This is a genomic window from Caulobacter sp. HMWF025 (genome assembly GCF_003060965.1).
Classification (GTDB): Bacteria; Pseudomonadota; Alphaproteobacteria; order Caulobacterales; family Caulobacteraceae; genus Caulobacter.
The window spans coordinates 1-24,416 of the sequence record NZ_QAII01000130.1 but is presented as its reverse complement, the minus strand read 5'-3'; the positions used below and the strand labels follow the sequence as shown (position 1 = coordinate 24,416).

Genomic DNA, 24,416 nt, shown 5'->3' with positions numbered 1-24,416 from the left:
CCCGGTTCATGATCGACGATAATCAAGAACGAAAAGTCGGGAGCGCAGGAATGTCAGGTAAGCCGTATCAGCACGCGCCGGATGCGCCGTGGATCTTCCGCACCTATGCGGGCCACTCGACGGCGGAAAAGTCCAATGCGCTGTACCGGGCCAACCTGTCCAAGGGCCAGACCGGCCTGTCGGTGGCCTTCGACCTGCCCACCCAGACCGGATACGACCCCGACCACATCCTGTCGCGCGGCGAGGTCGGCAAGGTGGGCGTGCCGATCAGCCACCTGGGCGACATGCGCCAGCTGTTCGACCAGATCCCGCTGGACCAGTCCAACACCTCGATGACCATCAATGCCCCGGCCGCCTGGCTGCTGGCCATGTATGTGGCCCTGGCCGACGAGCAGGGGGCTGACCGCAAGCTTTTGCAGGGCACCACCCAGAACGATCTGATCAAGGAATATCTGTCGCGCGGCACCTACATCTTCCCGCCGGGCCCGTCCATGCGGCTGATCGGCGACATGATCGCCTGGTGCTATCTGGAGGTTCCCAAGTGGAACCCGATGAACGTCTGCAGCTATCACCTGCAGGAAGCGGGGGCGACGCCGGAGCAGGAGCTGGCCTTCGCCCTCGCCACGGCCATTTCGGTGCTCGACACCGTCAAGGCCGGCGGCCAGGTGCCGGACGAGGACTTCGAGATCGTCGCCTCGCGGATCAGCTTCTTCGTCAATGCCGGGGTGCGGTTCGTGACCGAGCTGTGCAAGATGCGCAGCTTCACCCGCCTGTGGGACCAGATCCTGCTGGAGCGCTACGGCGTTCAGGACAAGAAGGCCCGCCGCTTCCGCTATGGCGTGCAGGTCAACAGCCTGGGCCTGACCGAGCAGCAGCCCGAGAACAACGTCTACCGCATTCTGATCGAGGCCCTGGCCGTCACGCTCAGCAAGGACGCCCGCTGCCGGGCCCTGCAGCTGCCGGCCTGGAACGAGGCCCTGGGCCTGCCGCGTCCGTTCGACCAGCAGTGGTCGCTGCGCCTGCAGCAGGTGCTGGCCTATGAGACTGACCTGCTGGAATACGAAGACCTGTTCGACGGTTCGCACGTGGTCGAGGCCAAGGTCGCCGAGCTGAGCAAGGGCGCGCTGGAGCAACTGGCGCTGATCGACGGCATGGGCGGGGCCCAGAACGCCATCGACTACATGAAGACCGAACTGGTCGCCTCGAACGCCAGGCGCGTGCGCTCGGTCGAGACCGGCGACATGACCGTGGTCGGTGTCAACCGCTGGACCGACACGGAAGTCTCGCCCCTGTCGGCCGGCGAAAGCAGCATCGAGACCGTCGATCCGCGCCTCGAAGCCGGCGTGGTCGAGCGCATCAAGGCCTGGCGTGCCGCCCGCGACGACGGGGCCGTGCAGGCGGCCCTGGCCGACCTGAAGGCTGCCGCCCGCGATGGACGCAACATCATGGAACCCTCGATCACGGCGGCCAAGGCCGGGGTCACCACCGGTGAATGGTCCGGGGCCCTGCGCGAGGTGTTCGGCGAGTATCGCGGTCCGACCGGCGTGGCGGTGGTCGTCTCGACCGGCGAGGCCGAGGATGTCGAGGCCGTGAAACGCGAGGTCGAGCGGGTTTCGGAAGTCCTGGGCCGCACCCTGACCTACCTCGTCGGCAAGCCAGGCCTCGACGGCCACTCCAACGGCGCCGAGCAGATCGCCACCCGGGCCCGCGCCTGCGGCATGGAGGTCGTCTATGACGGCATCCGTTCGACCCCGGACGAAATCGTCCGCCGCGCCAAGGAGAGCCGGGCTCACGTCGTGGGCCTGTCGATCCTGTCGGGCTCGCACCTCGATCTGGTGCAGGAAGTCGTCCGCGTCATGCGCGCCGAGGGCCTCGGCGACATCCCGGTCGTGGTCGGCGGCATCATCCCCGACGCCGACGCCCTGATCCTCAAGCAGATGGGCGTGGCCCGGGTCTATACGCCCAAGGATTTCAGGATCACCGAGATCATGGGCGACATCGTCAAGCTGGTCGAAGGGGCCGTGCTGACGGAGGCTTGAGCGGGCTCAGGCCGCTCAGGCTCGCCCCAGCCGCCACCCCGCCGCAAGGCCCAGCAGGGCCAGCGGCAGAAAGGCGTAGAACAGCGGCAGTCCATGGGCGAGGCCGCTGGCCGGGGTGACGCCGTGGGCGAAGCCCAGCGCATTGGCCAGGGCTCCGGCCGCTGCGGCCCCCGTGGCCCCGCCGATCAGCTGGGTGGTGGGGACGGCCGCCGAGGCCAGGGCCTGTTCCTCGGGCGGCGCACTGCCGATCACGCGCTTGGCGAGGAACGCCCAGCAGATCCCGAAGCCCGCGCCCAGCAGGACCATCGACAGGGTGATGCCGACAAGACCTCCGCGCACCATCTCGAAGGCTCCCCAGGCGACGCCTGCGGCGATGATCACGACGCCGGTGCGGATCGCAAGGCCCTCATGGCGCGGCGCAAGCCCGGCCACGGCGAACGACATGGCCGTCCAGCCGGCCGCAATGCTGCCGATGACATAGCCACTGAGGAGCGGATCGGCACCGTGCAGCACCTGGATGAAGGTCGGGCCATAGACCGAGAACCCGACGGTGGCCGCCTCACAGAGGAAGATCACCGCGAGCCCGAGGCCTGTCGCCTGGGTCAGGTCGCCGGCGGCATAGGGCAGCAGCCGGTCTGGTGAGCGCTGGTTGACCCACAGCATGGCCGCCATCGCCACGGCTCCTAGGGCGGCACAGAGGAGGGCGACCAGGCCGCCCGGCACGACGCCTGCGGCCGCAATCAGCGCGACGCCCAGGGTCAGCAGGGCCAACTGCCGGCCGGGAATCCGACCCTGTTCCGTCGTGCCGGGGCCCCGGGGGACAAGAGCCATGACGGCGGCCACGAAGATCACCGCCTGAACGACGAAGAACCAGAAGGCACCGCGCCAGAAGCCCGCCTGGGCGAACAGGCCGCCGCAGAGGGGGCCCAGCAGGGTCGCCGCGCCCCAGACGCCGGCGATGGCCCCATAGACCCGAGGCCAGAGCGCTTCAGGGAACATCGCGGTGATGGCCACATAGCAGAGTGAGACGATCGCCCCCGCGCCCAGGCCCTGCACCAGTCGCCCCGCCACGAAGATCAGGAAATCGGGGGCCAGAGCGCTCATCGCGCAGCCCACGGCATAGATCACCCCGGCCAGGGCCGTGGCGCGTCTCAGGCCGAAGCGGATCGACAGCTTGCCCGCGCAGGCCCCGGCCAGAATCGAGCCCAGCAGATAGGCGGCCACCGACCAGCCGAAATACTGATAGCCGCCGATCTCCCGCGCCACACTGGGCATGATCGTCACCGTCACCAGGGTGTCGGCGGCATTCAGCCAGATGCCCAGGCACAGCAGGGCAAAGCGCGCGGCGAGGTCGCGGTTCAGGAGATCGCGCCATCCGGGCGTCATGTCGGGCTTTCTGATCATGCAAGCTTGGGCGCGGCTCTACACGCCGCTCCGGCCGCCCGCCAGCCTTCAAAGCCTCACGCGCTTCGACCCTTTGGCAGGTCCTGGCGTTTTCTGCGCGGTTCAGCTGTGGCTCAGATCCATGCCGAGGGTCGGACCGATGCCATCCGGATAGTCCCCGAAGGGGTGCGTGCCTGCCCGTCGCTTTGCGGCAGCGTCGAGTTTGCGGTGCAGGTCTTCTCCCAGCGATAGCGTGGGCTCCCCGCGATCATCCCCGTCCGGCTCATCCGCGATCGAGGCGGCCATGACCTGACGCAGGCGCTCGCCAAAGACCGCGTCCTCCGGTGTCCCGTGCATGGGAGGGTGATCGAGAAAGGCCAGAACCTCCTCAAGGGCGGTTTCATCGCTAACGCTTCCGGCCATGCGGCAACTCCCGACTGTTTCAACGAAACGGACGGGTGACCGCGCGGTTCCTGAGCTCAGAGCGTGGCCGCCAGGGCTGCCAGTTGGTCCGTGGCGATCCCCCAGCCTTCATGGAAGCCCATCTGCTCGTGTGCCGTCTTGTCTTCCGCGCTCCAGTGCCGAGCGATGGCGGTGTAGCGGGTCTTGCCGTCACCCAGCTCGTCGAAGGTGATGATTCCGACCATGAAGGGCTTGGCCGACGGCTTCCAGGTTTCGGTGAAGGCATCCGTAAAGACGAGCTTCTCGTTTGGAATGACCTCCAGATAGACGCCCGGATTGTCGACCTTTTCGCCGTTGGGTCCCGCCATGGTGATCAGGGTATTGCCGCCGGTCCTGACGTCCATCACCGCGTTTGAAACCGTCCATGGCGGCGGGCAGAACCAGTGGGGCAGCAGGCCGGGCGTGGTCCAGCAACGGAACAGCTTGTCCGCCGGGGCGTCGATGATGCGGCTGATGATCAGGTCGCGCTCGGGGTCCAGATCTAAGGCGGACATGGCAGGCTCCGGAGGATCGGCTGAAACAGTCGCGAGGACCATGCCCCAGAAGGGCGGGGTCTGACAGGGCTGCCACGACTTGACCTTGCTGCCCCCGGCCGCCAATGTGATGAAAATTCAAACAAGTGTTTAGGGAGCGCGCCATGGGCCTCTTCGACCTCACCGGCAAGGTGGCGATCATCACCGGTTCCTCGCGCGGTATCGGAAAGGCCATCGCCCAGCGCATGGCCGAGCACGGGGCCAAGGTCGTGATCTCGTCGCGCAAGGCCGGGCCCTGCGACGAGGTCGCCGCCGAGCTGAACGAACGCCACGGAGCCGGTACGGCGATCGCGGTTCCGGCCAATATCGCGTCGAAGGAAGACCTGCAGCGCCTCGTGGACGAGACCCGGGCGGCCTTCGGCAAGGTCGACATCTGCGTCTGCAACGCCGCGTCCAACCCCTATTACGGTCCGCTGGCCGGCATTGCCGACGATCAGTTCCGCAAGATCCTCGACAACAACATCATCAGCAATCACTGGCTGATCGGCATGGTCGCGCCCGAGATGCGTGAGCGCCGGGACGGGTCGATCATCATTATCAGCTCGATCGGCGGTCTGCGCGGCAACGCCATCATCGGGGCCTACAACATCAGCAAGGCCGCAGACTTCCAGCTCGCGCGAAACCTCGCCCACGAGTTCGGACCGGACAATGTACGCGTCAACTGCATCGCGCCGGGCCTGATCAAGACCGACTTTGCCAAGGCGCTCTGGGACAATCCCGAGACCCTGGAACGGTCGACCAAAGGGGTTCCCCTGCGGCGCATCGGCGAGCCGGACGAACTGGCAGGCGCGGCGGTCTATCTGGCGTCCCAGGCCGGCAGCTTCATGACCGGTCAGGCGCTTGTCGTAGATGGAGGCGCGACGATCTAGCGCGTTCGGAGAACGGCGGATTTAACGGCTCCTATACAAGTTGCGGCCACGGTCTCTGCCAGTTTCAGGGGACCGGCATTGCGGCGCTTAACTGTACTCTTGGCCCTTGTGGGATCGCTGGTGATCGCCGTGCCGGCTATCGCAGCCCCCGACCATGATCTCAGTATGGCCGCCAAGCTGGAGCGCCTGAACCAGGAAGTCGGCGCCCATGAAGTAACGCGACCGCCCCGGCGAAACGAGGACATCGAGCGCGCCGGCCGCAAGGCCCTGCGCGAGAAGGGGGACGTCCGTCTCTACGGTCTTTGGCGCGTGCTCTATGCCTACAAGAGCAATCAGGTTCGAAAGGGCTTTGACGTCTGGGCGGAACGGACGCGCGAGGTCGCCCGACTGGAAAATGACAGTAACCTGGCCAGTCTGGTTGACCTGCTGAGCCTCGCCTATCGCCACGAGACGGAGGGTTTCCGAACCATCTCTGACGCGGACTGGCAGCGTTTCCTGAACAGCCCGTCGCGAGACATTCACATGATGGCCGGCGTCGAACGGGTGCGGGACCAGGGCCAGACCGGCCGTTGGGCCGAGGCGGCGCGTCTGGCTGCGGACCTCTCCATCGAGGCCGAGAAGCGCGGCGATATCGCCCGGCCCTTGCTGGCCGAGATCCATCAGGTCCACTCCTACACGCTCTCGGACATCGGCGATAAGGAAGGTGCGCTGGATCATATGGCCCAGGCCGCCCGGCTGGATGAACGCGACGCCTTCTACATGCGCAAGATCGAGCGGGTCTACGACATCGCCTATACGGCGGTGGAGGTGGGCGAACTGGATGCTGCCGAACGCTTTGCCGCCCTTCACAACCGGATGACCGCAGCGGACGGTGACCCTGACCTGCGCAGCTGGGACCGCTTTCTCTGTACGATCGTTGCCGAGGGCCGCGATGATCCGCGGCGGGTCCTCGACTGTATCGCGCCGATCGCCGCCGAACTTAAGCAACCGTCGTCCCGCCTTGAAGTGCTCATGCTGCGCAAGAGGGCCCGGGCAGAGGCCCTGCTCGGTGACCCGGTGGCGGCTCGCGCCGACCTTACCGTTTTGCGACGGATGCCCCCCACCATGGCGGCACCGGACCTCCAGCTTGAACGGTTCGTAGAGGCCTATATCGACCGCGGCGAAGGCCGGCTGGAGTCGGCTTTCGACAAGCTGGAAGCCTGGGGGCGGATCGATCGCAAGGCGACCGCCGGAGCGCACGTACGGGGCGTTGCCGAAATGTCGGCCGCTCTGGAAAGCGAACTGCGCGTCAAGCGTGACGAGAGTCGCAGGCTCGCGGCGGAAGTCGCCCTGAACCGTCGGCTGGCCCAGGCCTGGGGCGTCATTGCGGCCCTTCTGGCCGTGCTGGGGGCCGGCGGCATTGCCCTGGTCATCTACCAGAGGCTGATTTCGGTTCGCCTGCGTGAAGCGCAGGAGCGTGCCGAGGAAGCCAACCAGGCCAAGTCCTCGTTCCTGGCGGTGATGAGCCATGAACTGCGCACGCCGCTCAATGGCATGCTCGGCCTGGCCCAGGCCCTGCGCGGCGACGTCCGCACGGGCGAGCAGCGAGAACAGGTCGAGTTGATCCTGGACTCCGGCAACACCCTGCTGGTGCTGCTCAACGACATCCTCGACCTTTCCAAGATCGAGGCCGGAAAGCTGGAGATCGCCCCGACACCCGGTGATCTGGTCAAGACCTGCGCGCGCCTGATCGGCGGCTACCAGCCCACCGCGCGCGACAAGGATATTGTCCTGACCTTCCGCGTTGAGGGCCCCACCCCCGGGCTCCTGCTGTTTGACGCGGTCCGGATCCGGCAATGCCTGACCAACCTGGTCTCCAATGCCATCAAGTTCACCAATGACGGGGCGGTCGAGGTTGTCCTGTCCTGCGGCCCGGATGTCGCCAGCGGACGTCAGCGCGTGCGCCTGACCGTGACGGACACCGGCATCGGCATGCAGCCGGCGACCCTGGCCAAACTGTTCGGGGCTTTCATTCAGGCCGACGCGTCAACGACGCGCAATTTCGGCGGGACGGGGCTGGGGCTCAACATTACCCGCCGCCTGGTCGAGATGATGGGGGGCGAGATCACGGTCGACAGCCGCGAAGGGGAGGGCTCGGTCTTCACCATCGAAATTCTGGTCGATGCCGTCAGCGAGCCCGGCGCGGTTGCGGAACCTGTTCCCGACGAAACCGCCGAACAGGCCAGCTTCGCCGCCCTGCAGGGCCGCCGCGTCCTCGTGGTTGACGATCACCCGATCAATCGCCGGGTTATCCGGCTGTTCCTGACGCCGTTCGAATGCGACCTGGTGGAGGCGGAGAATGGCAGGATGGCGCTGGAGGCGCTGGAGCGTGAGCCCGTCGATATCGTCCTGATGGATGTGAACATGCCGGTCATGGACGGGCTTGAGGCCACCCGCCGGCTGCGCGCCGATCCGAGGTTTGCCAATCTGCCGGTGATCGCGCTGACGGCAGATGTCATGCTGGCCCAGATTCGCACCTGCCTTGACGCCGGGGCAGACGCCCATGTCGCCAAGCCCATCGACCTGCGTAATCTCCTTTCGGAGATGGATCGTGTGCTGAGTTCCCGGTCAGGCCCGGCCGCCAGCGCCCCCCTGGGCGAACTCTGCCACCACTAGCCCGCCCGGGCCCCGGGGCGGTGATCTCATTCGAGGCGGAGGCCGTCTAGGCTGCGACGGCGTTCGAAGCGCATGATCTGCCCCTCGACGGGATCAAAGGTCCCCCCGACGTGGGCGAATCCGCAGCGCGTCAGGACTTTCTGTGATGCTGTGAGGTGCGGCAGGGTTTCGGCCTTGATGCAGTGAACCCTGTGATCGTTGAACGCCCGGGTCACCAGCAGCCCGGCCGCTTCCACGCCATAGCCCTTGCGGTGCTCTGTCTCGATGATGGCGTAGCCGATCTCGACCAGGCCTTCGGGATCGGGCGGTCCCTTGAACCCGATCACACCAACCAGCCGCCCGTGGCCGATGATGTACCAGCAGGCATAGTCGGGGTCCTGGGGGTTGTCAGCCAGCAGACTCCGCATCCAGTCGCGGGTCGCTTTGTCGTTGTGCTCAGGCGGCCAGCTTGCGGGTGGGTCTACGCCTAAGAGCGCAGCGATCGCATTGCCCCCGAGGTCTTCGGCATCGAGCGTCTCCAGCGTGCCGCAGATCAGCCTGACCGCGAGGCCTGTTTCGGCGAGAACGGGCCGGGTCATGCGGACAGGGCCCTGCGCGCCTCGGCCAGACTTTCCACGCCCCGGTCGAGGGTCGCATCGGCCTTGGCAAAACACAGTCGGGCAATGTGCCGGACCGGTGCATCGGCATAGAAGGCCGAGACCGGGATGGCGGCGACGCCATGCTCCCTGACCGTGGTCAGGCAGAAGGTCCGGTCATCGATCTCCAGGCCGGAGGCCTTGAGGTCGACATTGAGGAAATAGGTTCCCGCGCTGGGCAGAACCACATAGCCTGCCTGAGTGAGGCCCGCCGCCAACCGATCACGCGACCGCTGCAGGCCTTCCGGCATGGTCTGGAACCAGTCGCGGTGATGCTCCAGCCCCCAGGCCACGGCGGCTTGCAGGTTCGGCGGCGTCGTGAAGGTCAGGAACTGGTGGGCGGCGGCCAGCGCGCGGGTGAGGGGCGGGGCAGCGCACAGGAAGCCGACCTTCCAGCCGGTCATGCCGAACATCTTGCCCGCCGATCCGATCTTGACCGTCCGGTCGCGCATGCCGGGCAGGCTCATGAGCGATCGATGCTTTCGGCCATCGAAGAGCACCGCTTCCCAGACCTCGTCGCAAACGGCGGTGACGTCGTAGCGCACGCAGAACTCGGCCAGCAGGGCCAGATCCTCGTCCGGGGTCACCGTCCCGGCCGGATTGAGCGGACTGTTCAACACCACCAGGCGCGTCCGGTCCGAAAAGGCCGCCTCAAGCATGGCCCGGTCGAACCGCCAGTGCGGTGGCTCCAGCCGGACCAGCCGTGGAATGCCGCCCGCCCGGCGGATCAGGGGCAGGTAGGCGTCATAGAGCGGCTGAAACAGCACCACCTCATCGCCCGGTGTGATGAGGGCGAAAAACGCTGCGGCGAGGGCTTCGGTCGCTCCTGAGGTGACGGTGATTTCCCCGATATCGAGATCCAGCGCCTGGGTCAGGCGGTAGTGTTCAGCCACAGCCTTGCGCAACTCTGGCAGGCCCCGCATGGGCGGGTACTGGTTGAGGCCCTGCATCAGGGCTTCTGCAGCCCGGGCCCGGACGGGTTCGGGTCCTGCGTCGTCAGGAAAGCCCTGACCCAGATTGATCGCCCCCAGTTCACGCGCAAGGCCGCTCATCTCCTCGAAGATGGTCGTGGGCAGGTCATCGAACACGGGATGGACCATGAATCGGGTCTCGTTCAGTTGCCAGGCGGCAGTGATCGCACAATAAATGACGGCATGCGCATACTGCCCTTTGAGCCGCGACATGCCGAGGCCTGGCGAGACCTCAACGTCGCCTGGATTTCCCGCTACTTCGCGATGGAGCCCAAGGACTTCGAAGCGCTTGACGATCCGCAGGGCAAGATTCTGGACCGGGGTGGCCATATCCTGATGGCTGAAACAGCCGACGGCGAGATCGTCGGCTGCGTCGGCCTGATCGCGCTTGCGGACGGAGGGTTTGAGGTCGCCAAGATGACGGTCGCCGAGGCGGCGCGGGGCACGGGACTTGGCCGTCTGCTGATGCAGGCCTGTATCGACAAGGCTGAAGCGCTGGGCGCGCCACGGCTCTATCTGGAAACCAATTCTGGCCTGGCTCCCGCCCTGGGCCTCTATCGCGCCATGGGATTTGTCGACCTGCCGACCCGTGAGACGCCCTATGCCCGGGCCGATGTCTTTATGGAGCGGCGCACCTAGCCAGATCCGTGTCGCGCAACCTTCGCCATGGCTCGTGCATTCCTGAGGCTCAACACGACCTTCAGGAGACACATATGAGCGGCGTTGGAATCCTTGGAGCGATCATCATCGGCATTCTAGCCGGCTGGATCGCGGAACAGATCATGGGGCGCAGTCACGGCCTGCTGGCCAATCTGGTTGTGGGCCTGGTCGGCTCGTTCCTCGGCGCGTTCGTGGCCGGGCTGCTGGGCTTCAGCTGGGGCGGTTTCGTCGGCAGTCTCGTGGTCTCGACGATCGGGGCCATCCTGCTCCTGGCCCTGCTGGGTATGGTCCGGAAACGCTAGGCTGGCTCAAGCCGAGATGGAGGCGGAGCCGCTGTCCGTCTCGGCGTCCTGGCGGCGCATGCGGCGGGCCAGGTCATTGACCAGGAAGCCGGGGATATCGCTGACGGGCATCGGCCGGCCGAACAGATAGCCCTGGAAGTGGTCGCAATGCATTTCGGTGAGGATGCGCATCTGGTCAGTGGTCTCGACGCCTTCGGCCGTCACCTGCAGTTTCAGGGCCTGGCCCAGCAGGGTGATCGTCCGGACAATGTCGGTAATGGCCGAGTTATCCTTCATCTCGGCGACGAAGGACCGATCCAGCTTGATCTTGTCGAACGGGAACCGCCACAGATAGCCGAGGCTGGAATAGCCAGTGCCGAAGTCGTCCATGGCGATCTTCACGCCGAGCGCCTTCAGGGCCGTGAGCTGCTCCATCGTACGGGTCGTATCGTTCAGAAGCAGGCCCTCGGTGATCTCCAGTTCCAGTCGCCAGGGTTCGAGACCTGACGCCTGGAGGGCGCGGGTCACCTGGCCGACAAGTTCACCCGTCATGAACTGGTTGGGCGACAGGTTGACGGCCACCGTCAGGGGAGCGGGCCAGGACACGGCCTGGGCGCAGGCCTGGTTCAGGACCCACTCGCCGATCTTGCCGATCAGGCCCCACTGCTCCGCGCATTCAATGAAGTCGCCGGGCATGACGAGGCCGCGTTGCGGATGCTGCCAGCGCACCAGTGCCTCGAAGCCGGTGATTTCGTGGTCGCGTCGACCGATGAGCGGCTGGAAGAACACCGTCAGCTCGTCGTTCTTCAGGGCGGCGCGCAGGTCCATCTCCAGGGCGCGGCGCTCCTGGGCCCCCTGGTCCATGGCCATCTCGAAGAAGCAGAAGGCCCCACGGCCGTCGCTCTTGGCGCGATAGAGCGCCAGGTCGGCGTTCTTCAGAAGGTCGTCGGGATTTCCGGCATCTTCCGGTGCGACCGCGATCCCCACACTCGCGCCGATCAGGACACTGTGGCCCTTGATGTCATAGGGCTGCGAGAGTTGGTCGACGATGTCACGCGCCAGCGCCGCGAGGGGGTCAGCCCCGGTGGCGGGCGCGACGATGACGGCGAATTCATCGCCGCCCAGCCGGGCGGCAAAGCCGGTCTCTCCGACGCAGCGCGCCAGGCGGTCCGCCACCTCGATCAGCAGGGCATCACCGACGGGATGGCCGAGGCTGTCATTGACGCTCTTGAAATAGTCCAGATCCACGCAGAGCACGGCACAGCCGCCGGCGTCGCCGGTCTCTTGACGGGTCCAGGCCCGGTTGAGGGCTTCCAGGAACGACAGCCGGTTCGGCAGTTGTGTCAGTACGTCGAAGTGCGCCAGGCGCCGGATATGGTCCTGGGCCTGGCGAGCTTCGGTGACGTCAGCCCCGACACCCCGGAAGCCCGTGAAGGTTCCTGACAGATCATGGGTCGGCTTGGCGGTCAGGGACCACCAGCGGTCGGTTCCCTCGACGGTCATCCGCAGGGTTACATCCCGGAAGGCCTTCCGTTCGCCCAGGATCCCGGTCAGATCCGCCGCGAGGCCCGGTTCAGCTTCCGCCACCTGGACGGCGAAGCTGGCCACATTCCGCCCGAGCAGAGCCTCGCGCGCCAGGCCTGCGGCCTCGGCCATGCGATCGGAAACATAGGTCAGCGCGCCTGAGGCATCGACTTCCCAGAGCCAGTCACTGGCGCCCTCCTCGAAGTCGCTGAGTAGCAGGCTGACCATCTGGCGCTGGTGTTCGAGCTCTTCGCCCGCGATCAGCCGTTCAGCAAAGACCCGGGCGTGGGACAGGCTCGAGAAGGTCACGACGAGGTAGCAAAAGATCAGCAGACCCGCGAGAGCCATCAGGATGGGATCCCGGCTGGTCAGCAGTACGACGAGCGAACCCATAACCATCGGTGTGGAATAGGCGATTGCGGCGGGGGGCAGGGTCAGCATGGCAAAGCCACCACAGCCGATCATGCCGGCGATCACCGAGACGATGAGCATCCGCATCTGGACGCTGGCCCCGTCCATGGCCAACACGGGGAGGGCTCCCCAAAGACAGCCGAGCAGGCCGGCCTGGAGGATGATGCTGCGCAGCCCGCGCGGCGACACGGTCGCCTTGCCGCTCTTGCGGCGGCGCGAGGCCAGCCAGCCCCGCAGGCCAAGGAGGCCGTAGCTGACCACCAGACAGGCCCAGATCGAAAGCGACACACGATGCGGGCCGCTGAAGCCTGCCAGAAGCACCAGTGCGGCGATGAAGATATTGGCGCCCATCATGACAGGCGTGAGCCTAAGGATGCTGAGCAGTTGCTCCATGCGCATCCGGCCGGCCAAGGCTTCAGGCACGACCGGGAGCAGGGCACTCAAGGCAAGCCGGCCCCTGTCGATGAGGGCCCTAGCGGTGGTCGACGGCACGGCGCTGTCCTGTATCCCCAGGGCGTTGTGTTTCCCCCCGGTGGACCATCCCGCGTTAATGTTAATCCCGGTTTAAGTCGCAGGTTCTGCAGCAGATGTTTTGAGGGTCCGGGTCGACACGCCAGGCCGCACGAGGGCCCGGCCGGCCCCTTGGTTTCAGCCCGCGCTCAAAAGAAAGGCCGCCGTCCTTGCAGGGACAGCGGCCAGGCCGGGGTTGAGGAGTGTCGGTGTCTTTTAGAAGCGGTACTTCAGACCCAGGCCGACCGACCAGAGGCTGGCGTTCTGGTCGACAGTGGGCGTTGCCAGGCTGGTCGGGCTGGCGGTAGTGTAGCTGTATCGATAGGCCGCGCAGGTTGCGTCGGCGTTTCCGGCGGTGGTGCCGTCGGCCTTGGCGCACTGGGCGTTGACCACCACGCCGCCCGAGCGGCTGTTGCTGTATTCCTTGACCACGCCCCACTTCTTGTTGAGCAGGTTGCCGAGGTTGGCGATGTCGACCGTAAACAACAGGCTGTGGCCCTCGATCGGAACGGGCAGTTCCTGCGAGTACTGGAAGTCGAAACGGTCGACGTCCGGGTTCTTGCCGAAGCCGCGCGGCACGATCTTGCCCATCGGCAGGTCAAACTGCTTCACCAGGGCCTGCAGCTTGGCCACCGACGCTGCGCTGTCGAAATAGACCGTGGTGCCACGGGCGTCGGTGAACTTCAGCGGATTGCCGGCGTCCGGGCTGTTCAGGTTGGGGATATAGGCCAGGGCATCGTCACGCGAGACGCCAAAAGTCGGGTTCCGGCCGCCACTGGGGTCGGTCATCAGGAAGCTGATCGGGCGACCCGAGTGACGCTCGCCGAACAGGGTGAAGCGGGACACCCAGCCCGGGAAGACTTCGGCCTTGTAGCTCATGTTCAGCTTGTAGGCGTTGCGGATCATGTTGTTCGACTTGCCCTCGGCGGCAGCGTTGGGATCCCCGTCGAAGCCCTGGTCGGCATAGTAGTTGCCGCTGGTACCATTGCCGCCGGCGGTGGTGCCGAACTCGGAAATGCCGCCGTACTGATGGCCGTACTGCCAGGTGTAAGCCGCCCAGGTGTCGACGCCGAAGATGGTCTTGCGGCCTGAGAGGGCCAGGGTGCGGGTCCAGCTCTTGGTCGAGGGGTTGTAGGCCTGGATGTCGCCGAAGAGACCCAGATTGACCAGGTCGGGATTGCTGGCAACCGGCAGGCCCAGCGTCATGCGGTTGGTGGTGACGGCGGCAGCATTGCTGCCGGCAATGACCAGGCCGTCATAGCGCATGCGGCCATCCGGCGTGTACTGCTGCACGCCATTGACGGTCAGCGGCCGGGCGCGGGCATCGCGGAAGGCGACATTGACGTTCGACCAGCTGGCCACGGCGTCGACGCTCCAGTCGATGCCCAGCTGGGTGGTCTTGAACGAGACATTGGTCTTCCAGTCCGACGGCATCTCGAAGTTCGGCGCCAGCGAATTGGTATAGGCGTTGCGGCGGCTGAGGCTGTCGGCCGTCAGCAGGGCATTGGCCGTCGCGCCGGGACCGGTGATGAAGCCGGAATTGGCCTTGTTCAGATTGAGAAGTGCTGCGCCGGTGGCGGGATCGACGACCGTGCTGGTGGCGCTGTCGAAGAACGAACCGTCGGCCTGGCGGCGGATGGTGAAGCTGTTGGTCAGGGCCCCGGTGGTGCCGCCGTAGCTGTTGCCGAGGAACACGTCCGGCGTACCGCCCGAGACGAGCCCGAAGCCGCCCGACAGTTCGAACCAGTCGCCGTTGTACTTGGCCGACACGCGCGGCATCACGACATCCAGACCGTCATAGGTGGTCTGGTTGCCATAGCCGTAGCGGGTCACATAGTTGGTGTTCAGGGTCGGCTTCTTGTCGGCGGCATAGTGATCCCAGCGGACGCCGAGATTGACGGTCAGGGCGTCGGTAACATCCCAGGTATCCTGGGCCAGCAGCGAGTGAACCTTGTAGTCGAGAACCGCCGCAGCGTCGGTCGCGGTACCGGTCAGCGAGTTACCGTAGGACAGCTGGTTGGCCTTGCCCGTGGCGAAGTCGGCGACGGAGTCGAAGTAGTAGACCCCGCGCGCGGCCTGCAGGAACAGGTTGTAGATCTCCATGCCGCGGTACTGGTAGCCGACCTTAAGCTGGTGATTTTCAAGGCCGGCATAGTTGGCGATGAACGAACCCGAGGTGTCTTTGGTCTTCAGGACGTTGGCCTGGCGGAACTGGTCCGGCCCGATGCCGATCGAGGGCACGCCCGAAGAGCAGGCATTGGTCGAGCCCACCGACGTGACGTCGGTACAGATCGAGACGTTGGCAAAACCCTGGCCGCTGGGCGGCATCTGGCCGCGCTGATAGCCGCGGAACGAGATCCGGGCTTCGGTCGACAGGTCCGGCGTCCACTTGGAGTTCAGCTGCAGGGCGTAGTTGTCTTCGTTTTCCGGCTGAACATACCAGTTGCTGTCCAGGCTGATGCCCGTGGTGCCGGGGCTGCGCTTCCAGACCGAGCTGAAGGCGTGGCGGTAGGTTGCCGTCAGGCGCTGGTTGTCGGTGATGTTGTAGTCGATCTTGATCGACGACTTTTCGTCGAGGACCGGCTTGGTCAGGGCGACCGTGCCGGCTTTCAGCAGCGAAGAGGCCGAGTAGCCGTTCCAGTTGGCCAGCACTGCGTCGATGTCGGCCTGGCTGGCGCCGGTGCTGGCCGAGATGCCCGGGATCTTGTTGAAGGTGTTGGCAAAGCCCGCGCCCAGGGGGCCGGTGCCGGTGGTGTCGAAGGTCGAGAACTTCTCGTAGGAGGCCGCGAAGAACAGCGTGTCGGGAATGATCGGGCCCGACAGGAAGAAGCCGTAGTTGCTCTCGTGAATCTTGTTCTTGATCTTGCGGTAGCCGGTCAGCGGAGCCTGGGTGACGTCGTTGCCGACGAAGCCGACATTGGGCACCTCGTTGCCGACCAGACGCGTGGTCCTGTAGTTGTCGAACAGCGCGCCGTGGAAGCTGTTGCCGCCCGAGCGCATGATCAGGTTCAGCGCGCCGCCGGTGAAGTCGCCGTCCTCGACGTCGAACGGCACGGCCGTGACCGACATCTGCTCAAGGGCTTCGAACGAGATCGGGCCGCGGTTGGTCGACAGGCCGCCGGTGTTGAGGCCGTAGCTGTCCTGCGAGCGGACACCGTCGATGGTGATACGGTTGGCGCGCGGCGCGGAGCCCGCGATGTAGAGCCCGCCCGAGGGGCCAGTGCTGCGGTTGACGAAGTCGAGCGTGGCCAGCGGGTCGCGGCGGCCGATGTCGCGAATGTCGCGCTTGACCGAAACGACGGCGTCGATCTCTTCACGTTGCAGGGTGGTGCGTGAGCCGACATTGGCCAGCTGGCTGGTCGTGGCGGCCTTGGCGGCGGTGACGGTGATTTCCGACACCTGGCCTTCGGGCACCAGGGCCAGCTTCACCCGCTGGGCGTCGCCGACATTGAGGAACAGGCCTTCCAGGGTCTGGGCGTCATAGCCCTGACGGGCTGCCGTGATCTTGTACGGACCGCCGACCCGCAGGCCGCGTACGTCAAACGCGCCGCCTTCGGTCGTCTTGGTGATCTGGCTGGTGCCGCTCGGCACGTGGGTGATGGTGATGGTGGCGTCGGCGATCGGCGCGCCATTGTCATCGACAGCGACGCCGCGCACGGCGGCCGTCGTCTGTTGTGCCATGGCGACCGGCGCGGACATGGCGAGTGCCAGAGCACTCAGGGCCGCACTCGCGACCAGCTTTCTGGAGAAATTCATTACAGCCCCCTCAGGCGTGGACGCCCGGATTCAGGGCGCTGACACGGCGGGTACTGCTTCAGTTCGACAAAGTCGTATCAGACTTGTGACGGTTTTAAATAATAGGAAACTTACCTTATCTTGAGGTCCGGGAGGGCGCTTCGGGGCGGCATCTGACCAGAAAAAAGGCCGCCGTCCCGGAGGGCGGCGGCCTTGTTCGACTCGGGAAACCCCAGGTCCTATTCTTCCTTGACGCGGCGCTTGCGGAACGACGGGTTCAGGATCTGCTTGCGCAGACGGATGTTCTTCGGGGTCACTTCCACCAGTTCATCTTCCTCGATGTAGGCGATGGCCTGTTCGAGGGTCATGCGACGCGGCGGGGTCAGGCGGATCGACTCGTCCTTGCCCGAGGCGCGGACGTTGGTCAGCTGCTTGGCCTTCATCGGGTTGACGTCAAGGTCGTCCTGACGGGCGTTTTCGCCGATGATCATGCCCAGATAGCACTTCTCGCCGGCGCCGACGAACATGGTGCCGCGCTCTTCCAGGTTCCACAGCGCATAGGCGGCGGTTTCACCGTCGGAGTTGGAGATCAGCACGCCCTTGCGCTGCTGGTCGATCGCACCCTTGTAGGGCTCATAGTGGCTGAACACGCGGTTCAGGACACCCGAGCCGCGGGTGTCGGTGAGGAACTCGCCCTGATAGCCGATCAGTGAACGCGAGGGGGCGATCAGCTGGATGCGGGTCTTGCCGGCACCCGACGGACCCATGTCCTTCAGCTCGGCCTTACGGTTCGAGAGCTTTTCAATGACGATGCCCGAGAACTCGTCATCGACGTCAATCATGACGTCTTCCATCGGCTCGAGGCGCTTGCCGGTTTCCGGATCGGTCTGGAACACAACGCGCGGACGGCTGATCGACACTTCGAAGCCTTCGCGACGCATGTTTTCAATCAGAACGCCAAGCTGCAGTTCACCGCGGCCCGACACTTCATAGGCGTCGCCTTCGCTGGTCTCGGCGACCTTGATGGCGACGTTCGACTCGGCTTCCTTCAGCAGGCGGTCGCGGATCACGCGGCTCTGGACCTTGTCGCCTTCGCGGCCGGCCAGCGGGCTGTCATTGACCGAGACGGTCATCGAGATGGTCGGCGGATCGATCGGCTGGGCCGGCAGGGCGTCGGTGACTTCCATGGCGCACAGCGTGTCGGCGACGGTGGCCTTGGACATGCCGGCGATGGCGACGATGTCGCCGGCCTCGGCACCTTCATCGACGGGCGAGCGCTTCAGGCCGCGGAAAGCGAGAACCTTGGTGATGCGGCCGCGCTCGATTTCCTTGCCGTCACGGTCCAGGGCGTGGATGGCCATGCCGGGAACGGCCTTGCCGCTCTCGATGCGGCCCGTCAGCAGGCGGCCCAGGAAGGGGTCGCTTTCGATCAGCACGTTGAGGATCTGGAACGGCTCGTCCGTCTTGGCGATCTGCTTGGGTTCCGGCACGTGGCGGACAATCAGGTCGAACAGCGGGGCCAGATTGTCGCTGGGCACGTTCATGTCCAGGGTGGCCCAACCGGCGCGACCCGAGGCGTAGATGTGCGGGAAGTCCAGCTGCTCTTCCGTCGCGCCAATGGCGGCGAACAGGTCAAAGGCGGCGTTGTGGACCTTGTCGGGATCAGCGTGCGCGCGGTCGACCTTGTTGATGCAGAGGATCGGGCGCAGGCCCATCTTCAGCGCCTTGGTCAGCACGAACTTGGTCTGCGGCATGACGCCTTCTTCGGCGTCGACCAGCAGGACGCAACCGTCCACCATGCCCAGGATGCGTTCGACTTCGCCGCCGAAGTCGGCGTGGCCGGGGGTGTCGATGATGTTGATGCGGGTTTCGCCCGCTTCACCATTCCACAGGACGCTGGTGCACTTGGCCAGGATGGTGATCCCGCGCTCGCGCTCCTGGTCGTTGGAGTCCATGGCGCGTTCGGTCGTAGCTTCGTTGGCGCGGAAAACGCCGGACTGGGCCAGGAGCTGATCGACGAGGGTGGTCTTGCCATGATCGACGTGCGCGATGATGGCGATGTTTCGCATGGACATGGAGAAGGCGGACTTTCGGGAGGATCGGGATTTGACGCGGTCTGCGTCAGGCGCGCGGCTTTTACGCGACTGCGCTGAATTTATCCAGCCCACCCTTTACGAAAGCGAAACTGTGGAAACCGGTGTCAATGCGAAGGCCTTGTTTTTTCGGGGTTTGGCCCCATTTCAGGACCCTGGTGGTTTCAGCCGCAACTATTTGTGCGTTGCAACATGCCTATATTTTAGTCGCGTTCACGAAACGCCGTTCTTTAAGCCTTGCAGTACAAAGGGTTTCTCGGGGCGCGTTAAGAAAATTCGCCACAATCGTCCACTTTTCCGCTTGCCCAATTTCGCATCGCAACCTATAAACAAGGGGTGAGGCGGCGCTGCTGCCTCTGCCCTTCCTGGGCGTTTCCTCCCTAATGAACTGCCCGGCTTTCGAGCCGGGCTTTTTTTTGGCCTGAACCCTGCCGGTCCGGCCGTGTCCGTCTTGTGGCGGAGCAATCCTGCGGCTTTGGACTGACGGCAGCCCTTCGCGTGCCCGCAGCTACCGCAGACTGGACGGATCCAGAGCCGCGAGGGCCCGCGTCAGGCGCTCGGCATCCGCTGCCAGCCGGCCGAGGCCCTCTGTCGGTTCGCGGGTGACTTCATCCATATAGAGCGCGCGATTGATCTCGATCTGCAGCGCGTGGGTCCGTCTCGACGGACGGCCATAGTGCTCGGTCGTATATCCACCGGCATAGGGTGAGTTGCGAGCCACCCGGTAGCCCATGGCCTCAAGCTCGCGCTCGACCAGTCCCGTCAGGCGTGGAGAGCAGGCTGCGCCGAAGCGATCACCGAGAACAATGTCGCAAGCTCCCCCGCCGCGGGCCCGCTGTCCGCGAGCGGCTGCAGCCGGCATCGAGTGCCAGTCGACCAGAATGGCTAGCCCATGGGTGGCCCGGGCAGCCCCGAGCAGCCTGTCGAGCGCATCATGATAGGGGCGGTGGGTCAGATCGATCCGGGCCTTGGCCTCTGCAAAGGTCAGCTTGCGGGCATAGATCGGCCTGCCCTCGGACGCGACCCGCGCGATCGTACCCAGGCCCGCTGCGACCCTGGCCGAATGGCTTTTGGCAAAGGCGGGCAGTTCATCCTCGAACATGCCGGGATCCAGTTCCCAGGGCTCGCGGTTCAGATCGACATAGGCTCGCGCCAGTCGGGCCCGGATAACGGCCACGCCCAGGGCCGGGGCACCGGCAATAATGTCGTCGACGAAGGCGTCTTCCGAGGTCCGGAGAGACTCAGTGTCGAGCCGGGCAGCGGCCATCATGTCTTCAGGATAGATTCGCCCCGAATGGGGAGAAGCAAACACGAGCGGTGTCGGGGGCGGGCTGGATTCGGGCACGGCGCGCAGGAGTTCGTGCGCCGCGAACGGCGGGTTCGCCGACGCAGACGGCTCCGTCTTCACGAGCGGCTGCCAGACTGTCATGGCCACATATTCGCAAGGGGGGTGGCCGATGGTCAAACCCCTTTGGAGAAACTGCGCTCTGCTGCACACTGGACGCCGGGTTCATCCCCGATTTACCGTCTATCCGCTAAGTTGGCGTCTTCACTGCCTGGAAAAAAGACCGATATGGCCCGCATCCTCCTCGCCGAAGACGACGATTCCCTCCGGGGGTTCCTGGCCCGTGCGCTTGAACGCGCCGGCTTCGAGGTTCAGGCCTGCGCCGATGGCGAAGAGGCCGTTCAGCACCTGGAACATCCGTGGGACCTTCTGCTGACCGACATCGTCATGCCCGGCATGGACGGCATCGAGGTCGCCCGCCAGGCCGCCGCCCGCGATCCCTCCCTGCGGATCATGTTCATCACTGGCTTTGCGGCCGTCGCCCTGTCTGCCCAGGACCGTGCCCCGGCCGGCGCCAAGGTGCTGTCCAAGCCCGTTCACCTGCGCGACCTGGTCGCCGAGGTCGAAAAGATGATGGCGGCATAAATCCGCCAATGGCGACTTGCGCATCGCAAACGTCGCCGCTATACCGCGCACCTTCCTGCTTGGGACGCCTTTCGAGGCCTTCCAAGCCGCCTTTGGCGGACGCGTAGCTCAGCGGGAGAGCACCTCGTTGACATCGAGGGGGTCACAGGTTCAATCCCTGTCGCGTCCACCATTCCCCGCTCTCAATTCAACAGACTTTCTTGCCCGGTCTACCGGATTTCCGTTTGCTCGATAGCGCGGTAGTCCGCCTTGTCCGGCTCAAGGAACTTCGCGTGTTTTTCGCGAAGCTGCGCTGCGGCCTCGTCATAGAGGAAGGGCAGGAAGGCATAGCGACGCCCGGCGGTCACCGGCTCTGCGCCGTGTAACAGGCTGCAGGAAAAGACCACGGCCCCGCCGGTCGGAGCCCGATAGGTCCGGCTGCCGAACTCAGGAAAGATCAGGTCGCCGCCCTCATAGTCCTCGGCATTGAGATTGATCGTCACCGCGAAGCGCCGGTGATCAGTGCCTTTCGACATGTCGTCGCGATGTGGACGGAAGAAGCCGCCTTCGGCACCGTCGTAACAGGCCACGATATAGCGCTCCATGCGCGTCGCCCTGAAGCTGAAGGCCCGCTGGATCTGCGGCAAGAGCCGCCGCGTGATGCACGATCTGATCTCGGCCCGTACCGGGCCGTCTTCGATGATGTGGTCGGTCCGCCGCTTGCTGGCGCTGTCGAAGACCCCCACCGTTCGCCCGTCGACCTCGCGCATGAAGCCCGACGGTTCCTGGAGTCCCGTCTCGTAGGCCCGGATCAGGCGATGGCACAGGTCGGGATCGAAAACGCGCGGCAGGACCAGAACCGGCGCGAAGAGCTCGGTTGCGGCGTGATCGTCCACGGCCGGCAGGCCGGCCAGCAGGGCCATGACCTGTGCGGTCTGGTCCAGGGACGTCACGGCGATGACGCGAAGCATGGGATCGAGCACCAGCCAGCCAGTCAGCTCGGTCCCGTCCGGGGCCTCCATGCCATACAGGTGCGAGACCGCGCGGTTCAGGTCCAGGAACCAGCGCACGCCCGGCATGCTGTTGCGGGCCCCCTGGATCATGGCTTCGCTGCGCAGAACACCGAAGAACGCCGTCTTGTCGTCGTCGAACAGCGACCGGTTGGCCTGGACGGCGGCTGACACGGCGATGGCTGTCGCCATGTCCTGACTGGGATAGAAGGCCAGGACGACATAGCGGCCCGCGACGGAGTCGAACGCGTAGTCAGGATTGGTCGGTGTCGCCGCCCGGAAGAACGGGGCGCTGTCGCCGATGAGGAGCGGCATTCTCAAGGTCCTTTGTGACCCGTCGCGGTCAGGCGACAGGCTAGCCTGTCCGGTCCCGCCCGGGGAGAGGGCGCGAGCTTCTTGCCTCAGCGCCCTGCCCGAAACAGGGAGAGTACCCAGTTGGACTGCCCGTTGGCCATCGCCAGGGACTGGTTGGCCAGCTGGCTGCGGACTTCAACGGCCTGGAGATTGGCGGTTTCCTTGGCGAGGTCGGCATCGACCAGATTGCCGATTCCGGTCTCCAGGGTATCAGCCAGCCGGGCATTCTGCTCGCGCACCAGTTGGAGCGTGTTCTGTCGTTCGCCGAAGTAGGTGCCTGCGGCCAGCGCGCTGGTCAGGGCCTCGTCGATGAGGCCGAGCAGGGGGGCGGGATCATTCCAGTCGACGCGGTCCAGACCCAGCGCCTCGACCGTCAGTGGACGGGCGGCGACGGGCTCGGTCTGGCCCGTGCCGTCGCTGGTGAACTCATAGCTGGTTGCCGAGGACGTTGTCGTCACGACCGGCGTGCTGGTGACGGTCAGGGCGGGCACGGGTGCGGCCAGGGCCTGCAGGGCGACACCGCTGACGTCCCAGACCGAGCCTGAGGCATTGACGCCCTCGTTGAAGCGGAACTCCAGCGACTGTCCGCCCGCCGGATTGTAGTCGAAGCTGACAACCTCCTTGCCCGAGATGGCCGCACCCGCGCCGACCGGCGCGCCGCCGGGCACATAGGCCTGGCCGGTGGCGGCGACGCGGTTGCCGCCCTGCCAGATCTCGAGAATATCCGGCGCGCTGTAGGCGTCGAGATAGAGATCCAGCCGTCCTGCATTGGGGCCGCCGTCCCGAATGAAGGTCGTCGAGGCCGCGCCGGACGTATTGGGTATGCCGGCGGCAAGGGATGGCGGGGTCAGGGGCGCGACCGGGGCGGTGCCCGAGAAGGCGGTCTGGGTCTGGATGACCGTCGTCTGAACGAGCGTGTCGGCCAGCGGACGGCGGCCGTCGAAGCTCGTCTGGAGCGCCGCCTGGTCCACCTGGGCGATCAGGGCCTGGATGTCATTGCGCAGGCTGGCCCGGGCGGCGCTGCCCAGCGACGGATCGCCGAAGGCCAGGGCCTTGTCGCGGGCCCGGGTCAGCAGGTCGGTGATGCGTTCGGCACCGGCCGAGGCGACTTCAAGCAGGGCGCTGCCCCGGGCCAGGCTGTCATTGGCGACCCGCCAGCTGTCCCGTTCCGACCGCATCATCCGGGTCACGCCCCAGATGGCCCCGTCGTCCTTGGCTGACGCCACCCGCAGGCCGGTGGCGATCCGGCGCTGGGCGGAGGCCAGGCCCGTACCGGCCGCCTCCAGCGCCTGAGCAGCCCGCTGGGCCAGCCTGTTGGTGTTGAGGACGTTCAAGCGACGGTGAACTCTGATTCGAACCCCGGCGAAGCTCAACGGGTGCCTGAAGATTGTAAAGACTCAAAATGAGGTTGAGTTCTGACTGGTGCCTTCGGGCGGCTATTTGCCTGGCCGGCGAGCGGCTGGATGAGGGTTTGGTCAGATCCATTGCGACTGTTGTGTTCCGGCCACACCCGAAACCGATGGCGGCGCGTTTGCCGTCTTGGGTCCGCTGTGTCGGGTCCGGGACATCTGAACGAGAGGGTTCAAACCATGAGATTCCAATTGCTGGCCGGCGCTGCGGCGATCGCGCTTGGCGCGGCGTCCGGCGCGTCGGCCCAGAGCGTCGAGAGCGGTTGGTACGTCGCCGCCGATGCGGGCTATCACATCCCCAAGGACATCAAGGCCACCTCGTCGGCCGGCTATGACTGGACGGTCTCGAGCGACAATGACTGGGCGGCCTTCGGCCGTCTGGGCTATCGCTTCAATCCGAACTGGCGGCTCGAGGGCGAGTACGGCTATCGCGGCTCCGACATCAAGTCGGTCCGCGGGACCGACAGCGCCGCCGCGCAGCCGGTCGGCCTCTGCAAGGCCGGCATTGTGCGGACAGCGAGCGATCCGACCTGTCAGTCACCGGACGGTTCGATCAAGGCCCAAACCCTGATGGCCAATGTCATCTATGACTTCATGCCCGGTTCGACCCTGCGCCCGTTCATCGGGGCCGGCGTCGGTACGGCCTGGGTTCGCAACAAGGCCTATGGCCAGCTGAGCGGTGTTCCGGCCGGGGCTGCGACGTTCCAGAACACGCGCTTTGACGACACCGATCAGGCCCTGGCCTATCAGGGTCTGCTGGGCGTGGCCTGGGAGATGTCGCCCAACTGGAGCCTCGACCTGACCGGCCGCTATCTGGCCACCAAGCACCTGCAGTGGGGCTCCGTGACCCAGAATGCCGGACCGGTCGGTGGCGGGGTGACCGACATCGGGTCGTTCAAGGGCAAGTATGAGGACGCCTCGGTGACCCTGGGCCTGCGCTACACCTTCGGCGCGCCGCCGGCCCCTCCGGCAC

Annotated in this window: 18 protein-coding genes and 1 tRNA gene; 8 read left to right on the top strand and 11 right to left on the bottom strand. The window is 65.6% G+C overall.

Translation table 11 applies throughout. The features are described from left to right. Positions 1-50: 50 nt before the first annotated feature. Positions 51-2,039, top strand: coding sequence for a protein meaA (locus DBR10_RS13720; protein WP_108504372.1), 1,989 nt, complete (start codon positions 51-53; stop codon positions 2,037-2,039). A 15-nt stretch (positions 2,040-2,054) separates the two neighbouring features. On the opposite strand, the gene DBR10_RS13715 is transcribed toward DBR10_RS13720, so the two are convergent. The 3 genes from DBR10_RS13715 to DBR10_RS13705 form a co-directional block, all read right to left on the bottom strand. Continuing rightward, positions 2,055-3,425 carry an MFS transporter gene (locus DBR10_RS13715; RefSeq protein ID WP_108556443.1) on the bottom strand — a complete coding sequence of 457 codons (1,371 nt, stop codon included), beginning with the start codon at positions 3,423-3,425 and terminating at the stop codon, positions 2,055-2,057. A 120-nt stretch (positions 3,426-3,545) separates the two neighbouring features. Continuing rightward, positions 3,546-3,845 carry a hypothetical protein gene (locus tag DBR10_RS13710; RefSeq protein ID WP_108490655.1) on the bottom strand — a complete coding sequence of 100 codons (300 nt, stop codon included), beginning with the start codon at positions 3,843-3,845 and terminating at the stop codon, positions 3,546-3,548. Between the two features lie 56 nt (positions 3,846-3,901). Further along, a complete protein-coding gene (locus tag DBR10_RS13705; RefSeq protein WP_108490654.1) occupies positions 3,902-4,378 on the bottom strand; it encodes an SRPBCC family protein in 477 nt (158 codons plus the stop codon). A gap of 143 nt (positions 4,379-4,521) precedes the next feature. Between DBR10_RS13705 and DBR10_RS13700 the strand changes: the two genes are divergently transcribed. Both DBR10_RS13700 and DBR10_RS13695 read left to right on the top strand, forming a co-directional pair. Further along, positions 4,522-5,286 carry an SDR family oxidoreductase gene (locus tag DBR10_RS13700; protein WP_108504371.1) on the top strand — a complete coding sequence of 255 codons (765 nt, stop codon included), beginning with the start codon at positions 4,522-4,524 and terminating at the stop codon, positions 5,284-5,286. Positions 5,287-5,364: 78 nt separating this feature from the next. Then, on the top strand, positions 5,365-7,941 hold the full coding sequence (locus DBR10_RS13695) for a hybrid sensor histidine kinase/response regulator (protein WP_369831667.1): 2,577 nt from the start codon (positions 5,365-5,367) through the stop codon (positions 7,939-7,941). Positions 7,942-7,967: 26 nt separating this feature from the next. On the opposite strand, the gene DBR10_RS13690 is transcribed toward DBR10_RS13695, so the two are convergent. Continuing rightward, a complete protein-coding gene (locus DBR10_RS13690) occupies positions 7,968-8,519 on the bottom strand; it encodes a GNAT family N-acetyltransferase (protein ID WP_108504370.1) in 552 nt (183 codons plus the stop codon). Continuing rightward, positions 8,516-9,676, bottom strand: a complete 1,161-nt coding sequence (locus tag DBR10_RS13685; RefSeq protein WP_108504369.1) for an aminotransferase — start codon at positions 9,674-9,676, stop codon at positions 8,516-8,518. The genes DBR10_RS13690 and DBR10_RS13685 overlap by 4 nt, the downstream gene beginning before the upstream one ends. Positions 9,677-9,730: 54 nt before the next feature. Between DBR10_RS13685 and DBR10_RS13680 the strand changes: the two genes are divergently transcribed. Next, a complete protein-coding gene (locus DBR10_RS13680) occupies positions 9,731-10,186 on the top strand; it encodes a GNAT family N-acetyltransferase (protein ID WP_108504368.1) in 456 nt (151 codons plus the stop codon). A gap of 74 nt (positions 10,187-10,260) precedes the next feature. Next, positions 10,261-10,509: a GlsB/YeaQ/YmgE family stress response membrane protein gene (locus DBR10_RS13675; protein ID WP_108504367.1), complete on the top strand. Its 249-nt coding sequence runs from the start codon at positions 10,261-10,263 to the stop codon at positions 10,507-10,509. A gap of 6 nt (positions 10,510-10,515) precedes the next feature. Here DBR10_RS13675 and DBR10_RS13670 read toward each other — a convergent pair whose 3' ends face one another. From DBR10_RS13670 to DBR10_RS13655, 4 genes are all read right to left on the bottom strand, one after another. Beyond that, entirely contained in the window at positions 10,516-12,867 is a 2,352-nt protein-coding gene (locus tag DBR10_RS13670; protein WP_233243409.1) for a putative bifunctional diguanylate cyclase/phosphodiesterase, read from the bottom strand. Positions 12,868-13,149: 282 nt separating this feature from the next. Beyond that, complete coding sequence (locus DBR10_RS13665; RefSeq protein WP_108504365.1) at positions 13,150-16,689, bottom strand: TonB-dependent receptor; 3,540 nt, start codon at positions 16,687-16,689, stop codon at positions 13,150-13,152. 218 nt (positions 16,690-16,907) lie between these two features. Next, entirely contained in the window at positions 16,908-18,743 is a 1,836-nt protein-coding gene (typA, locus tag DBR10_RS13660) for a translational GTPase TypA (protein WP_108504364.1), read from the bottom strand. A gap of 526 nt (positions 18,744-19,269) precedes the next feature. After that, a complete protein-coding gene (locus tag DBR10_RS13655; protein ID WP_108504378.1) occupies positions 19,270-20,190 on the bottom strand; it encodes an N-formylglutamate amidohydrolase in 921 nt (306 codons plus the stop codon). A gap of 144 nt (positions 20,191-20,334) precedes the next feature. Between DBR10_RS13655 and cpdR the strand changes: the two genes are divergently transcribed. Further along, a complete protein-coding gene (gene cpdR / locus DBR10_RS13650) occupies positions 20,335-20,691 on the top strand; it encodes a cell cycle two-component system response regulator CpdR (RefSeq protein ID WP_004616083.1) in 357 nt (118 codons plus the stop codon). A gap of 97 nt (positions 20,692-20,788) precedes the next feature. Next, positions 20,789-20,863, top strand: a tRNA-Val gene (locus tag DBR10_RS13645). 37 nt (positions 20,864-20,900) lie between these two features. Here DBR10_RS13645 and DBR10_RS13640 read toward each other — a convergent pair. Then, a complete protein-coding gene (locus DBR10_RS13640) occupies positions 20,901-21,995 on the bottom strand; it encodes a 2OG-Fe(II) oxygenase (RefSeq protein WP_199223479.1) in 1,095 nt (364 codons plus the stop codon). Positions 21,996-22,081: 86 nt separating this feature from the next. Then, on the bottom strand, positions 22,082-23,368 hold the full coding sequence (locus tag DBR10_RS13635) for a flagellin N-terminal helical domain-containing protein (RefSeq protein WP_146184099.1): 1,287 nt from the start codon (positions 23,366-23,368) through the stop codon (positions 22,082-22,084). Positions 23,369-23,623: 255 nt separating this feature from the next. Between DBR10_RS13635 and DBR10_RS13630 the strand changes: the two genes are divergently transcribed. Further along, the coding region (locus DBR10_RS13630; RefSeq protein WP_146187851.1) for an outer membrane protein at positions 23,624-24,416 on the top strand (793 nt) is incomplete at its 3' end.